Origin of the sequence: Macrococcus equipercicus, assembly GCF_024205945.1 — a bacterium.
GTDB lineage: Bacteria > Bacillota > Bacilli > Staphylococcales > Staphylococcaceae > Macrococcus > Macrococcus equipercicus.
In genome coordinates, this window is record NZ_CP073809.1 from 60,817 (window position 1) to 76,520 (window position 15,704).

The 15,704-nt window shown below is 33.2% G+C and carries 17 protein-coding genes; 8 read left to right on the forward strand and 9 right to left on the reverse strand.

Annotated elements, in window-relative coordinates:
* The first annotated feature begins 2 nt into the window (after positions 1–2).
* Together bla and KFV11_RS00290 are read left to right on the forward strand one after the other, a co-directional pair.
* Complete coding sequence (gene bla / locus KFV11_RS00285) at positions 3–863, forward strand: class A beta-lactamase (protein ID WP_254249995.1); 861 nt, start codon at positions 3–5, stop codon at positions 861–863.
* 291 nt (positions 864–1,154) lie between these two features.
* Entirely contained in the window at positions 1,155–1,763 is a 609-nt protein-coding gene (locus tag KFV11_RS00290) for a hypothetical protein (protein ID WP_254249996.1), read from the forward strand.
* 81 nt (positions 1,764–1,844) lie between these two features.
* Here KFV11_RS00290 and thrS read toward each other — a convergent pair whose 3' ends face one another.
* Complete coding sequence (gene thrS / locus KFV11_RS00295; RefSeq protein WP_254249997.1) at positions 1,845–3,761, reverse strand: threonine--tRNA ligase; 1,917 nt, start codon at positions 3,759–3,761, stop codon at positions 1,845–1,847.
* 550 nt (positions 3,762–4,311) lie between these two features.
* Entirely contained in the window at positions 4,312–5,415 is a 1,104-nt protein-coding gene (locus tag KFV11_RS00300; RefSeq protein WP_254249998.1) for an IS30 family transposase, read from the reverse strand.
* A gap of 148 nt (positions 5,416–5,563) precedes the next feature.
* On the opposite strand from KFV11_RS00300, the gene KFV11_RS11725 reads away from it, so the two are divergent.
* Positions 5,564–5,908 (forward strand): GNAT family N-acetyltransferase, encoded by a 345-nt coding sequence (locus KFV11_RS11725; protein WP_367305184.1) that lies wholly within the window; start codon positions 5,564–5,566, stop codon positions 5,906–5,908.
* A gap of 118 nt (positions 5,909–6,026) precedes the next feature.
* On the opposite strand, the gene KFV11_RS00305 is transcribed toward KFV11_RS11725, so the two are convergent.
* Together KFV11_RS00305 and KFV11_RS00310 are read right to left on the reverse strand one after the other, a co-directional pair.
* Positions 6,027–6,680: a GIY-YIG nuclease family protein gene (locus KFV11_RS00305; protein ID WP_254249999.1), complete on the reverse strand. Its 654-nt coding sequence runs from the start codon at positions 6,678–6,680 to the stop codon at positions 6,027–6,029.
* Between the two features lie 36 nt (positions 6,681–6,716).
* The gene (locus KFV11_RS00310; protein ID WP_254250000.1) at positions 6,717–6,857 is read right to left on the reverse strand and encodes a hypothetical protein; all 141 of its coding nucleotides are present in this window, start codon (positions 6,855–6,857) and stop codon (positions 6,717–6,719) included.
* Positions 6,858–7,011: 154 nt separating this feature from the next.
* Between KFV11_RS00310 and KFV11_RS00315 the strand changes: the two genes are divergently transcribed.
* The 4 genes from KFV11_RS00315 (at position 7,012) to KFV11_RS00330 (ending at position 10,907) form a co-directional block, all read left to right on the forward strand.
* Positions 7,012–8,244 (forward strand): hypothetical protein, encoded by a 1,233-nt coding sequence (locus KFV11_RS00315; protein ID WP_254250001.1) that lies wholly within the window; start codon positions 7,012–7,014, stop codon positions 8,242–8,244.
* Entirely contained in the window at positions 8,222–9,313 is a 1,092-nt protein-coding gene (locus KFV11_RS00320) for a hypothetical protein (RefSeq protein WP_254250002.1), read from the forward strand. Before KFV11_RS00315 ends, KFV11_RS00320 begins: the two co-directional genes overlap by 23 nt.
* Before the next feature lie 21 nt (positions 9,314–9,334).
* Positions 9,335–9,724 carry a DUF6615 family protein gene (locus tag KFV11_RS00325; RefSeq protein ID WP_254250003.1) on the forward strand — a complete coding sequence of 130 codons (390 nt, stop codon included), beginning with the start codon at positions 9,335–9,337 and terminating at the stop codon, positions 9,722–9,724.
* Positions 9,725–9,803: 79 nt separating this feature from the next.
* Positions 9,804–10,907 carry an IS30 family transposase gene (locus tag KFV11_RS00330; protein ID WP_254250004.1) on the forward strand — a complete coding sequence of 368 codons (1,104 nt, stop codon included), beginning with the start codon at positions 9,804–9,806 and terminating at the stop codon, positions 10,905–10,907.
* Here the strand turns inward: KFV11_RS00330 and KFV11_RS00335 are convergent.
* The 3 genes from KFV11_RS00335 to KFV11_RS00345 form a co-directional block, all read right to left on the reverse strand.
* Positions 10,887–11,171, reverse strand: coding sequence for an Abi family protein (locus KFV11_RS00335; protein ID WP_254250005.1), 285 nt, complete (start codon positions 11,169–11,171; stop codon positions 10,887–10,889). The two genes, KFV11_RS00330 and KFV11_RS00335, sit on opposite strands and share 21 nt — an antisense overlap.
* 423 nt (positions 11,172–11,594) lie before the next feature.
* Positions 11,595–12,716, reverse strand: coding sequence for an IS4 family transposase (locus tag KFV11_RS00340; protein WP_254250006.1), 1,122 nt, complete (start codon positions 12,714–12,716; stop codon positions 11,595–11,597).
* A gap of 376 nt (positions 12,717–13,092) precedes the next feature.
* Entirely contained in the window at positions 13,093–14,052 is a 960-nt protein-coding gene (locus tag KFV11_RS00345) for an IS30 family transposase (RefSeq protein WP_254250007.1), read from the reverse strand.
* Positions 14,053–14,568: 516 nt separating this feature from the next.
* Here KFV11_RS00345 and KFV11_RS00350 point away from each other — a divergent pair.
* A complete protein-coding gene (locus KFV11_RS00350) occupies positions 14,569–15,033 on the forward strand; it encodes a hypothetical protein (RefSeq protein WP_254250008.1) in 465 nt (154 codons plus the stop codon).
* A gap of 65 nt (positions 15,034–15,098) precedes the next feature.
* On the opposite strand, the gene KFV11_RS00355 is transcribed toward KFV11_RS00350, so the two are convergent.
* Complete coding sequence (locus KFV11_RS00355; RefSeq protein ID WP_254250009.1) at positions 15,099–15,287, reverse strand: hypothetical protein; 189 nt, start codon at positions 15,285–15,287, stop codon at positions 15,099–15,101.
* 21 nt (positions 15,288–15,308) lie between these two features.
* Positions 15,309–15,650: a hypothetical protein gene (locus tag KFV11_RS00360; protein WP_254250010.1), complete on the reverse strand. Its 342-nt coding sequence runs from the start codon at positions 15,648–15,650 to the stop codon at positions 15,309–15,311.
* Positions 15,651–15,704 lie beyond the last annotated feature (54 nt).

Consider the following 15,704-nt stretch of genomic DNA (forward strand, 5'->3'; position numbering starts at 1 on the left):
AAATGCAGAAATTCTTAATGCTTATCATTGCACTAATATTTTTATCTGGATGCAATAGTAATAATATCAACAGTTCAAAAATAAAAGAGGATATTAAAGTTATAGAAAAAAAGTACAATATTCAAGCGGGTGTATATGTTAATGATTTAACTGATAAGCAAAAATTGTCATATAATGAGGAACGATTGTTCCCCTATGCCTCAACGTTTAAGGTTATTAACAGTGCTTTACTAATAGAAAAACTTGGAATGAATAACCTTGATAAAGAAGTGAAAGTTTCTGAAAGAGATATCGTTCCTTATTCTCCTATAATTGAAAAGTACAAAAATAAAAATGTTTCTTTAAAAATGTTAATTGAGGCTGCATTACTTTATAGTGATAATACTGCTAACAATTTAATCATAGAAGAGTTAGGCGGTCTAAAAGAGGTTGAAAAACGACTCTCTGCATTAGGTATTAACGGTATTAATGTAAATAGAAAAGAAGTTGCTTTGAATTTTTATGATCCAAAAAAGAATGAAGATACAATATCAGCGAAAAACATGAGTAGGGTATTAACAAAGATGTTAACGGGAGATGTATTAGAATATAAAGAACAAATATTTCTTATTGATTTAATGAAAAAGAATAAGACAGGAACAACGTTAATTAAAAAAGGTATGGATAAAAAATTCATTGTTGGTGATAAAAGTGGACAGGGAGCCAATTATGGGGTGAGGAATGATATTGCTGTTGTTTATAAAAAGCAAAGCAACAAACCTATTATAGTAGTAGTTTTTACTAAAGCAAAAAATGAAAAGCAAAAACCTAGTGATACTCCAATAGTGGAAATATCAAAAGTTATTAATAAAAATATTAAATAGATATTGTTATTGAGAAATATTAATATTTGATAGAACGCAAACAACCCTTAATTTTATGAAAAAATAAGGGTTGTTATTTTATAAACCGCATTCTTAACCGATACGCTGAAGCGTATCACAAATAATGAGGTTTTTTCCTAGGAAATACCGCAGTCTTGAAAGCTACGCTCAGGCTTATCATAAATGATGAGGTATTTAATGATGTTCTAAAACATTTCTTCAGTTTGATAAAAAATGAAAGTATAAGAGGTCAAAAAATATATAGAAATAAATTGTTGAAGGAGTTATTTAGTGCCTAAATTTAAAGGGATTATTATTGAAGGCTATTCATACACAGGAAAATCGTCGATATTTAATGAATTAAAGAAATTACAAACCTTATCAAATAAAGAACGTTCAGCAGTCAGTATTTCAGAACATTTCACTCAAATTCTCAACGTTAATAGACAAGGTGAAATATTTGAGATATCGCAAGATAAACATGTTTCTTTATTAGAGAGTCATTTAAATTACTTGTCTCATCTATCGAATTGGATTAATAATGAAATTAATCACGGTAAATCATCTAGTGATTTTTATTATATGATTGAGAGATATCATTTAAATCATATGGTTCATTTTGGAAATCATAAAGACATTATTCAATTACAACATAAATTAATAGAATTAAATCCTATCTGTGTTCTTTTAATTGTTTCTAATAGTGAAATGTGTAAAAGAATTAAACTCAGATATCCGCAGATAAGTGAGGATGATTTGAAAAAAGAATTTGAAAAATTTAAACAAATTCAAGAAAAATATTTAAAAGCAGCTACCTATTCAATCATTCCTTATATGGTTATAAATACTGATAGCATGGATTGGAAAGGTTTGGCGAACCAAATTTATTCTAATATGTAGAAAAATTAATAATAAAATATTCAATAAATATTCCAAAACATGAGTAAACCCAAAGCCGTATATTAGCTTTGGGTTTTATTTTTATACTAATAATTCTTTTTTATTAATTTCATTTTTCAATTCCTTTATAAATGATGTAATATCTTTCGATACGTTCTCTGACTGACCATATTTTCTAACAGATAATGAATTATTATTTTGTTCCTCATCGCCCACAACAATAGTGTAAGGAATTTTATTCATTTGGCTCTCTCTAATTTTCTTACCAAGCTTTTCATCTCTGTTATCAATATTCACTCTAATGTTTTCCTGAACAAGTACTTCTTGGATTTGTTTTAAATAGTTAATATTATTTTTAGATACTCCAATAAGGTTTACTTGAATTGGGGCCATCCATAATGGGAACGCACCTTTGAAGTGTTCGATTAATATTCCAAAGAAGCGGTCCAGTGATCCAAATATTGCTCGATGAATAACTACTGGTCGTTCTTTTTCATTGTTTTCATTTACGTATGTTAAATCGAATTTTTCAGGCATTTGGAAATCAAGCTGTACAGTAGCACATTGGTGACTTCTATTAAGTGCATCTTTAATATGAATGTCTATTTTAGGTCCGTAGAAAGCACCGTCACCTTCATTAATACTATAAGGGAGATTCAAGTTATCTAAAACATTTGATAATGATTTTTCAGCTTCTTCCCATAGATTTAAATCTCCTAGATATTTTTCTGGACGAGTTGATAGTTCAATCGAATATTCAAATCCGAAAATGTTATACAAGTAATCAATAAGTTCTAATACATTTTTAACTTCCTCTTGAATTTGAGATTTCATTACAAAAATATGTGCATCATCTTGACAGAACGTTCTTACACGAAGTAATCCGTTTAAAGCTCCGCTAAATTCATGACGATGTACTTGTCCGAATTCAGCGATTCTAAGCGGTAAATCTTTATAAGATTTTAATTCATTTTTAAATATCAACATATGGCCAGGACAATTCATAGGTTTTAATGCAAAATCATTTTCATCGACTTTTGTAAAATACATATTTTCATGATAATGATCCCAATGTCCAGAAGCTTCCCAAAGTCTTTGATTCATCATTAAAGGCGTCTTAACTTCTTGGTATCCACTTTCTAATTGAATTTCTCTTAAAAACTCTTCCATTTTATTTTTTATAAATTGACCATTAGGTAAGTAGAAAGGCATACCTGGCGCTTCCTCGGAAAACATGAAGAGTTTCAATTGCTTACCTAGCTTTCTATGGTTTCTTTCATCTGCTTCTTTCAAGAAGTCAAAATAATCATCTAGTTCTTCTTTGGATGCAAATGCTACACCATATATTCGTTGAAGCATCTTATTATTATTATCACCTTTCCAGTAAGCACCTGCAACTTTTGTTAATTTAAAGTGATTTACATATTTAGTACTTGGTACGTGTGGACCTGTACATAAGTCTGTAAATTCACCTTGTTGATATATTGAAAGTTGTTCTTCTTTATGGTCTTCTATTATATCTAGTTTATAAGAATTATCTTTAACTACCTTCTTAGCTTCTTCATAAGATACCTCAGAACGAATGAACATAAGATTTTCTTTCTGAATTTTTTTCATTTCTTTTTCGATTTTGCTTAAGTCACTTTCACTGATTGATCGATCTAAGTCTATATCATAATAAAAACCATTTTCAATAACCGGTCCAATAGATAGCAGTGCATTTGGATAAATTCGTTTAATAGCTTGAGCTAAAACATGCGCTGTAGAGTGTCTCATAACTTCAATACCTTCAGTAGCGTTAATATTATAGAAACTTAGTTCTGAATCTTGATGGATGGGATAGGTCAAATCAACTAAGGTTCCATTGACGCGGCAAACAATGGCTTCCTTAAATAATGAATTACTAATCGATTTTACAACTTCACTTGCTAGAATTCCTTTCGGATATTCTTTTGTAATTCCATCTGGAAATTTGATACTGATTTGTTGATTTGACATTTAAATCTCTCCCTAAATTATATTTTTTATAATAAAAAGACTCGTCCCTCAAAAAGAGGGACGAGTCTTCTATTACCCGCGGTTCCACCCAAAATTCCATCATAAATAATGACACTCTAGCATGTTTAACGCACATGAACGTGATATGTTTCCATATCATTTATTGTTAAGGTAGTTGTTTTATTATCTGATTTAGGAATCTCTCAGCAATTATTCCCTCTCTGTTAATCGACCAAATAAAATCGTATCCTTGTATATAATATTAAATTAAACATATGATATAATTGATTGAATATTTTGTCAACAAATTATTTTTAATTGAAATTCTAAAAAGTTTTTAAGAATCTCTCTTGCGGAGGATAGGTCTTTGAATTTATGCAACATTTATCTAAGAGCGAATGAACAAAGATTCACAAAATAATAAAGAGAAATAAAATTAATTTTCATTAAGAGAAAGGACCAAGTAGATGAATTATATTGAAAAAAGTGACCAAGAAACTAATGAAATTATTCTCTAAATTGCAATTACAAGTTAGCCACCCTGACAAATCTAGTTCATATAGAATCCTAGGGATTCACTCAGTATGTTCTCTTTGATTAGTTCCTTCAAAAACACTTCCATCGCTGACTGTCCATTTAGTATCTTGCGTGGATATCTGTTCATCCATTCCTGGATTCTATGGACGGTAGAAGCTGTTACAGTTGAAATGGGGATACCTTTAGAAATATGCCGGCGAATAAATCTGTGCTGATTTTCTTTCGTCCCTCTCTCCCAAGAGGCATAGGGGTGGGTAAAGTAGACTTCAGATAATCCCTTGAGACATTCAGAAAGATCGCTGAATTCAGGTCCGTTATCTGATGTAATGGACTTGAATATTTTAGGGAAAGCATCTCCTGTTTCTTTTATCAGATGACGTAGTGCATTGACTACATGGCAGCTTTGTTTACCATCAATCTTTAAGATAAGTTCATACCGGCTTTTTCTCTCAACCATGGTGAGGAGAACCTGATCCTCCCCAGACTTCTGGCCGACAACAGTATCTATCTCCCAATGTCCGAAGGTCGTGCGTGTATCCACTGCATGAGGTCGCAGCTCAATAGACTGACCCAGTACTTTTTTATTGATACGAGTAAAGCCTGTCGGCTTCTTATTCTTAAGCTTTAATTTCATCAGAAGATTAATATTGCATGTCTTTATCAGTTTTCTGTCAATCCAGTGATAGAGTGTCTTTATGCAGGGTATGAATCTTTCTGGAAAAAGATTAGATTTTTTAGCCAGCATAATAACGGAAGCCGGAGACATTTCCTGATGTATCATCAGATGATCAGCCCATTCAACAAAGGGATTTCCTGTGATAGGAATAGGACGACGTCCTGACTTGATACGATTTTCAAAGTATCTATCCTGAGCAAGATCAGGTGAATAGATACATTTGTAGTAGGTGTAAGTCTTATTATTCTGTATCTGTTGGCTTCTTTGCGTGTAAGTCCCACGCTTTATCTCATTATTGATGGTCTGTGGCGCTCTACCGAGCTTTCCGGCTATTTGTCTGTTTGAATACCCTTCATCAATCAGCGTCTGTATGATGATCCGTTCATCTCTAGAAAGGTGTTTGCCCTTAACGGTTTTCGTGTTACCATTGATATGCGTCATACGAATTCATTCCTTTATTGTCGGTGTGAGAACTACAATATTAACATGAATTCGTCATGGCGTATTTTTTTATAAACCATTAATGTATCTTCCACCTTAGGTGGCTAACTTGATTGTATAACTTACCAATGAAATTATTCATAGTAAAATAAAAGAATTTAATAAACCAAATTGGGGAGAATGGGAGGAATTTAATTATCACATTAAAGATGGTTCTATTGTAATTGCGGGTATTGTTGCTGAATCGAGGTATCAAACTGTAGAGATTGAATTTCTATATGTAGATAATGAATACCGTAAACAAGGTTTAGCAAAACAATTGCTAGATTACTTGGAAATAGTTGCAAAGAAACAGGGAATGACATCTATTCTTGTTAATACGTATAGTTTTCAAGCGCCTGAATTTTATTTGAAAATGGGATATGAATTATTATTTAAGATAGAAAAGGCTTTTGGTAATGTTGATCAATATTATTACCGAAAACAAATATAGATTAAATTAAGTGAAGAACCGCAGTCTTCGGAGATACGCTAAGGCTTATCATAAATGATGAGATTAATAAAGCATATGAAAGAAGCTATCCTAAAGTTGGTTAGCTTCTTTTATATGATTAATTCGAATTATAACCAAATTTTCTACTCTGTAATGCTTCTTTCCAATAACTTTCTCTTTGCAACACTAATTTGTCATCAACTTTCCCGTTATAGTTCTCCAGGATTGTATATTGAAAATACTGCTTAACATACTCAAATCCTTTTTCTTCTACAAGTGCCACTAACTCCTTATTACCTCCATGGCCATTGCTGACATAATTAGACCACCTCGTCAGCAACATCTGACTGTTACTTGTTGCAGATCCCACATAGAGTTTACCGTTATATGTGTCAGTGATGAGATAAACAGCCTTCTGGTTTTCAAGCGCAGCAATCCAGTCTCTCTTACCACGCTGAATGATAGTGGCTAACTGCTGATAAGACAATTTGACTTTATCGTATCCAGGGAAATCATCGCCATCAAATGTAGTAGGAAGTATCTGCTGAACCACTAATTCTTTATGTAACCCTTCATAAAAACGACCTTGAGATTGAAAGGATTTTCTGAACTTTATAATGACACGACCATAATATTGAGAATATTGTTCTAATTCTTCACCTACATAATTGACACCATTTAGCACACCGAGTTCTTTAGTTACTTTTTTGACAGTTGATAACAGCCAGGTGTCATATGATAAACGGACTAAGCATACAGCAATCTGTCCCACGCTAAAATACCGTGTTTTTGTACGCCAGAAAAGCCATTAATTATTCAGTAAATCGAGGTTTTCTTTAAAGAGATCAACAGGGTTTTCAATGCCATTAGATTGATTAAATTTTATTTTGACATTCTTCATCTCTTCCTCTGAAAAGCCGAGTAAGTCATTAAGCAATATTTGTCCCACGATGTGACGCTCCTTAAAATTTTTATTAACTAGATAATAACAAATCTCCCGTTATGTGAGATAATTTAATTGAATATTCTTATAAAATGTATAGAGCCTTTCAAATTCTGATGTGTTGCCATGACAATTATTCATACTTTGGAGGAAAATTGATATGAAAGTTAAACGCTTTGATCTTTATGAGGAGTTATGGACTAAATCTAGGACAGCTTACTGTAATGAGCATGATCTGGAATTTGAGAACCTAAAGGAAATAATAAAGGAACACGATATACCACTTCTACCATCTAACTACCTCTATCATTATAGAAAAGGCAACATACTGCCTAGGTATCCAATCCAAGGTGACAATTACGAAATCTTTTTGGTACATAGAAAAAGTGAGAAGGATAAATTGTTTGAGAAGTGGCGCTATTTTGACGATGAGAAAAAAGAAGAATTGTTCGCAATATATTCTAATATTAAACTTCCTGAAAGAGTAGGTCGGTATCACAAGCTGATTGTAGGCCATCGTGAATATGTAAAAGAACAGAAAAGACTGGATAGAGAAGCTGAACGTCACCCATTTGCGCGTCGAAACTTTAACAATAAACAGCAGAATGTATTAAATACACATCGTATCTCGGACAAGACGCTTTCTGATTTCTACGTACTTACTGACACATTGTTCAAAGCACTTGAATCGGCCGGATGTACTGTGTCAGTGAATGATAAGAGAATAGTCGTCAAGCTTAAATCTGCTAAAGAAGTAAACAAATTAAACAGTAAAAATGGAACTCCTTCTAAAGTATTCGCAACTGATTTTACCTTTTTACTGCACTTCAGAGATAAGAATAACCGAATAAAAAATGAAGAAGGAAAGTATCCACCGCATTTTGACAAACCGACAGGACAGTTTAGATGTGAACTCACAGGCTGTTACCCATGGAGTGAGAGTTATGGCATCGATAGAAACTTTCAAGGAAATTATAATGCCGAAGAGCTGTTGAAGATATTGTTTGCGAAGATATTTGAAATGGCACAACTTCTATATGAAGAAAAAATGAAACATGATAGGGAAGTAGCAGAGAGAAAGAGAGAAGAAGAAGCGGCTGAGAGAGCTAAGAATGATAGAGAGAAAGAGTTCAATGATATCAAGGAACTGTTACATGAGTATAAAGTTCACAAAGAACTGACGGGTCTAAAGGAATTCATCAAAAGTACTAAAGCTCCTAAAGCAAGTATGGAAGAGATGCTATGGTACAAGGCAACACTTAAATGGCTGGATGATGCAAGTAGAATGGATAATGGACTAAGTCAGTATCAACATCAAGATCTGATTAACTACTTACTGGATGAGAAAACAACTAACGAAACCGTGTTTAATGATAATAGATATAGATGGTAGAAAGAAATTAAGGATAGAAGGAGATGAGGAAGTTATAATGAAAAATTTAGCTAAAATTAGAGAAGAATATATGGCAACTCGTTTTAAAGAAGCAACTTTATTACGTAATGTTGTAGAGGAAATTTTAAACGTTTGTACTGATAGTTCAGAAGTTCGAGAGATAAATGAAGGTATACCTGAATACAACACACTATTTAATAATTGGATATATTTCACAGGAATCTTTGAAAAAGAAAAAAAAAATTATTATTTTATCGTTTCTTTACAAGTGATTGATCAAGACTTGAAGACTGAAAATATCCATATTCTTGAAAATAGAATAGGAATAATGATAAGAAAATCTAGTAAAAATTTTAATTATAATTTAAAAGATTGGTTACGGGCACCCACTGCATATAAATTACCATTAAATAATACAGATAGATTAGCTATTGCAAAGCTTATAATGTCCAGTTTACATACAATTAATGAAGATATAGAATCTAGTATAAAATTTATAAAATCTGATGAAGCTAAAGTTAGTACAAAAGAAGAGATATTAGAAGATGATCCTGATAAATTTATCAATATTGAAAAAGAATATTTTACAATAAGAAATGATTGTTTTAAAAAACTCAATTTTGAATTTAATGAAGAAATTAAAAGAGATGAAGTTTTTCAAGAAACTACTATCGACTCTATAGGTTTTGGCTTTAGCAAATACAAAGGCAGAGGTAACATTAGTAAAAAATCTGAAATTAAATATGGTTTAGAACTACAGCCTTATAATCTTAGCACTTGGAGATACTTTGTAGGAAAAGTAAAAATAAACAATATAGAGTGGAATTTCATTGTAAATATAAATGTTATTAAAACTAATTCATTTAATATTTATGGAGATACTGATGAGGTAGGGATAATGGTAAAAAAAGCTGATAAAAATCATGAAGTAAAATATAACATTGAAAACTGGAGTAACGCTTCTACAGGTTATTCATTAGAAAATATGAGTGGTAAACAGTTGAAACTACTATTGAAAGAAAGAATAGATAGCAGTGATTTTTCAAAGAACAATACTAAACCTAATTAAAAATAAAAGGGAGAGTTAATAATGCTATATGATGAAATAAGAGAGGTTAGCAAAACTACATGGAATAAACTAAAATTATTGAGTACAACTAAAATAAAAATTAATGAGGAAGGTTTTACTCAGGATTTAATTTACAGTATTCTTTCCAACACCAATTCACTGCTTATTGTAGAACGAGACAAGAAAATAAATGAAAGTAAAACAGGAGCAGATTTTTTTTGGCGTTTTTCATCTCATAATCGTAATGAGAATTTTGCCATACAAGCTAAACGAGTAGACCTAAACAGTATGCAATACAATAGCTTAAATCATATGACGAATCCTTCGCAAAGCCAAATTAGTTTATTACTTCAAAATATAAACGGTAAGTTATACAATCAAGTTAGCCACCTAAGGTGGAAGATACATTAATTGTTTATAAAAAAATACGCCATGACGAATTCATGTTAATATTGTAGTTCTCACACCGACAATAAAGGAATGAATTCGTATGACGCATATCAATGGTAACACGAAAACCGTTAAGGGCAAACACCTTTCTAGAGATGAACGAATCATCATACAGACGCTGATCAATGAAGGGTATTCAAACAGACAAATAGCCGGAAAGCTCGGTAGAGCGCCACAGACCATCAATAATGAGATAAAGCGCGGCATGTACACACAAAAGAACCAGCAGGTACAGAATAATAAAATCTACACTTACTACAAGTGCGTCTATTCACCTGATCTTGCTCAGGATAGATACTTTGAAAATCGTATCAAGTCAGCACGTCGCCCTATTCCTATCACAGGAAATCCCTTTGTTGAATGGGCCGATCATCTGATGATACATCAGGAAATGTCTCCGGCTTCCGTTATTATGCTTGCTAAGAAATCTAATCTTTTTCCAGAAAGATTCATACCCTGCATAAAGACACTCTATCACTGGATTGACAGAAAACTGATAAAGACACGCAATATTAATCTTCTGATGAAATTAAAGCTCAAGAATAAGAAGCCGACAGGCTTTACTCGTATCAATAAAAAAGTACTGGGTCAGTCTATTGAGCTGCGACCTCATGCAGTGGATACACGCACGACCTTCGGACATTGGGAGATAGATACCGTTGTCGGACAGAAGTCTGCCGAAGACCAGGTTCTCCTCACCATGGTTGAGAGAAAAAGCCGGTATGAACTTATCTTAAAGATTGATGGTAAACAAAGCTGCCATGTAGTCAATGCACTACGTCATCTGATAAAAGAAACAGGAGATGCTTTCCCTAAAATATTCAAGTCCATTACATCAGATAACGGACCTGAATTCAGCGATCTTTCTGAATGTCTCAAAGGATTATCTGAAGTCTACTTTACCCACCCATATGCCTCTTGGGAGAGAGGGACGAAAGAAAATCAGCACAGATTTATTCGCCGGCATATTTCTAAAGGTATCCCCATTTCAACTGTAACAGCTTCTACCGTCCATAGAATCCAGGAATGGATGAACAGATATCCACGCAAGATACTAAATGGACAGTCAGCGATGGAAGTGTTTTTGAAGGAACTAATCAAAGAGAACATACTGAGTGAATCCCTAGGATTCTATATGAACTAGATTTGTCAGGGTGGCTAACTTGTAATTGCAATTAAGAAAAAAAATAAAATCTTCAAAATATACATCACTATAAGTTTTATTATTACTTTTAGGATCTGTTAAGAGTAACGTTTCAAATCCATTTATTAAATCAAAATAATTCTTTTCAAGTAAATGTCGTTCTGCATAACCACTATCATTAATTATTAAATGTCTTTCTTTCAATAGTTCAACTTGCTCACTAAGAGTTTTAAATTCTTTTGTGATGTGTATAGGTGAATTCAATTAAAGACCTCCTTGTTTTGGGTTTATGATATCTACGTTAATAAATTTATTAAAAATAGGAAATGAGAAATATATAATTATATTTTACTATAAAAGTCATAAAACTAATTTGCAAAGGAGATAAATCATTTAATAGTAATTTATTCAATACAAGTGCTAGGGCCACAACTGCAACAGCAGCAATGTTAAAAATAATTCCTTTGACCTTAATGTTCTTCAATGCAACATTTCTGTACAGAAAATAATATGTAAGATATATTTAAAATAAGATAACACTAGTGTTGCATAAATAAATACAGAATTTTCTGAACTTGTATTTTCTACGAAAATTTAAAAATTGAAAACGCCTAAACAGAGGTAGTGATCATCCTTTTTTTTACTGATTCTATTACGTAATAACTAAGCAACATTTTTTGGTAACTATCAGGGGATGGGTTCTCTGATTCTACGAATCAGATGGTGCCCCTTGCTCCATACAGAGGCTTTAAGTAATCTTGTAATCTGCAGAATACTCTTTCTACTATTATTCTTCAACTTAATCAGCATATTCAAACAGTAGACAATCAAAGCGATATAAACCTGATTGGAGACAGCTGTCTCCGAACAGCCGTAAAATGTTTTGACGTTCAGATGCTGTTTGATCCATTTAAAGAACAGTTCAATCGCCCAGCGTGATTTGTAGATTTCGCTAATCTCCTCTGGAGATAAGTCAAATCTATTGGCCACTAAGACAAGGTTCTTACCCTTGTCATCCTGAACAGTCACACGTCGAAAGTAATGCTCTGTCCTGTTAGTCGTTGTTCCAAGAACCACCATCTCATCTGAAATGACGCTGCTCTGTTCGCCGGCACCAAAATCGTGAATGACTCTATGAACCGCATTACTCCGTAATCTGGATACAAAGAAGTAGCCTTCATCAGTCATTTCATCAAATCTATTGTACTGTACATATCCACGATCAAAAACGTACATACATTCCTTGTCATCCACTAAAAGCTCAAGATGATTCTGATCATTCTCACAGGCATGGGTAAGGTAAAAATCATCTGGATATGAATCATGATCTTCCATGTGAACCAACCGTAAGTGCAGCTTGACACCTGACTTTGTTTTTCTGAACTTTGCCCAGCGATAGTGATGAAGGTTCAGAGGCAGTGTACTTGAGTCAATGATCTTCAATGGTGTAGAGATCCTTCTCTTCTGATTAAAATGCGTCTCCCTCTGGATCTGGTCTAACAGCTGACTGAAGATATCCTTAAAAATCTGTGTGGGAACGTCAGATAGTTTTCTACTGAGCTGAGAATAGCTGATAGAATCAAAACCTAAGGTTTTCTGAAGTTTCTCTGAGAAAACACTGTCACTGACAGCTCGTAGACTTTCGGTCTCAAACAGCTGTGAATATAACAGGAGTTTAATGAAAGCACAGGTATCTAGCTTCTTTGTATAGTAATCTAAGTTCAGGATTTTCACCTGTTGAGAAATTTTCTTGAAATCTATCGGTGAAATCCATTGTTCAAATGATGATTTTCTAGTAAACTTATCCATGATGTGGTCCTTTGTATTGGATTTGGATGCGTATTACTACCTCCAACCATTATAAAGGACTTTTTTTGTACAGAAAATAAGTTTTTAGAATATTCCATTTAAAACCGTAGGTTGGAATATTTTTATGCAACACTAGTGATGATACTTAAATAAAATATATAGGTTGGCAATTTAGTCCTCCTCATTATATTTTGAAATTGAGTAACTATGGACAATGATATTTGAAAAATTTGATATTAATCTAGAAACGAGATCGATTATTATTAGTTCAATAATTTAAATAGTTTTTATATTTAAATCAGTAATAAGATAATCGAAATAAATAACCGTAAGAAAATCAGCAACATTTTCAGTAACTATTATACATTTTCGTTTGTCAAAATAAGCTAGACAACTTCTCATCTTCGATGAAACTCATAAATGCTTCCAATGGTGTCCTGTAACCAAGAGATTTTCTTGGCCGATTATTGAGGGAATGTGCAACTTGAATAATATAATCGTCTGTAACTGTGTTGAAATCCATATCTTTGTCCAGGCCGTTTCTTCTAAGCATTCCATTTGAATGTTCATTAAGACCACGCTGCGAAGGTGTGCCTGGATCAGCAAGAAAGATAGATATATCGTGTTGGTTACTGATTGACTTCCAGCTGGAAAACTCTTTACCGCAGTCGAATGTAATGGATTTAAAGAGACGATAAGGTAAAGCCGGAAACATACTGTTTAATGCTTTTTCAATGTCGGATGCCTTGCTACCTTCCGGTCGTAGGGTGATGATCATCTTAGAAACACGTTCAACAAGGGTGATGACTGCGCTGCCATGACGACGACCGACAATCGTATCTCCTTCAAGATGACCGAACTCTCTATCAAAGTCAGGAAATTCAACTGTTCTTTCTGAAATGTGGCGTTTGAAAGTCTGACGACCTCTTTTCTCATGATGACCGTTAGGTTTTCTTTTCCCTTTCATCGGAAGTGATTGAACAGGAAGAATATCTTCCCGGAACATTCTGTACAGAGTTTTAACAGAACAGCTGATAGATTCTTCATTTCTGCCTATGATGGTGTCAGGTGTCCAACCGTCGGCTATCTTTTCGCGAATATAACTGATCTGATGCTTAGGAAGGACGATCTTACGTCTTCCGCAACGGGATTTTCTTTTCTTATAGTTTTGATAGAACTCTAGTGCAGATACTCCTTTTTTGAAAGCATTAATCACATTATAGACGGTCTGTCTTGAACGCTTAATTCTCCGGCAGATCTCACTGACCGAAATTTTCTGGTGGTAATATGATTCTATGAACGCAAGTTCATCCGTGGTAAGATGTGTATAGGCCATTTGTGCTAACTCCTTATGTTTTCTTTGGTCGGAAATACATATTGAGTTTAACACAGAAGGCTTTTTTAGTTGTCTAGCTTAATTTTACAATCGGTGTTATATAAAATAAATATAGTTATATTACATGCTAATATACATATTAAGTTTAATTCTACTTCAAAATTTACTTAATGATATACAGATATTTATCGCTTCAATAATCTATCACCTCATTTTCTTGCTTATCATAGCAAAAAATATAACAGCTGAGTGTTTTCTTGCAGATATAAAAAATTTTAATAGAAAATATGATCATTTGCGCTAATGATACCACCATATACATGAATATATAAAAGACCGCTTCTTCTAACTGAAGAAACGGTCGTTTTTATTATCATGATTAACTAATCTTAAATCTACCTTAAAAAGGAAGGAAATCTATTTACTATAATTTTGAAATATTCTACTGTTATAAAGTGAAGAGTGTGTGATTAGCTAATTAAAGAAATCGTATGTTATAAAAATGGGGGTATTGCTATGAAACGAAAAATACTTTGGCTGTTCTGCACATTGTTAAGTCTGTTTTTTTTAGTTAATACGGTCAGTTTTTGGTTGGAAAAGGAAGCAACAGAAAAAGTGATTCAAGAGGCACTCGACAAAAGAGGGTGGACAGATAGACATGAGGATCTCAGCTATAACATGAAATTTGGTGACTGGGAAATGTTTGTCCGTTATGATTCATTTCCTGGGGAACAGTATGTTTATCAAGTGAACGAAAAATTGTCAGTCAAGGATAAGATACAGTCACTGTTCGGTAAACACCTTGATTATGGCATATTTGGAGAGGGTCATTGTGATGAACATGTGAAGTGCGAAACAAAGCGTAAAGATCAGAGATATAAGAAACAACTTGAAGACGATGCAAAATATGGTATGGTACATAACCGTTCTACTGGACTTGGTTCTTATAGAGAAGGAGAGTGGTTAAAGCAAAAAAAATAAGCTGCTAGGATACAGTATATAAATAAATGACCGCTTCTTCACACAGAAGAAACAGTCATTTTTGATTATTTGATTAACGAATCTTTCTTCTTCCATCGTGGTGAAACAAAACCTACATAGACAATCGTAAACAACAAAAATGACCAGAATAAAATGTTCATAAAAGAGAATCCGACCATTGCTAAACCGATTTGAGTCACAATGAATACACAAAGGAACTGCAGCAGCAGTAACTTAATAATTTTAGATGACATAATTTCTTCTCCAGTCTTGATTTAAAATCCGAATATTGTTTTATAGCGATCTTGTAGACGACTATCTAGTTGTTGCATTTCTTTGTTACTCATACCATCTTGACCACTAAGTAATGAGATAGTCATTGAACCGTACATAAGTGGAATCCAGATGAGCAACACCATAACGAATGTTGCAATCAATACTGGAATAGTATCTAAACGTTTCAATCCATCAATGAATTTGCTGAAAGCGCCGGATGCATTGTTTTTTAGGTCCTTATCTTCAGCGAACTGTTTTGATTTTGTGACGTATGTTTTTGCTTTCTCATCAAGCTTTGTGTCTCTGATTTCATCCTGCATTATCTTTTTATAGTCAGCCATTATTATCCTCCATTTATTGAACTTCTTCGGGTGATACCTTATATTCGTAAATCT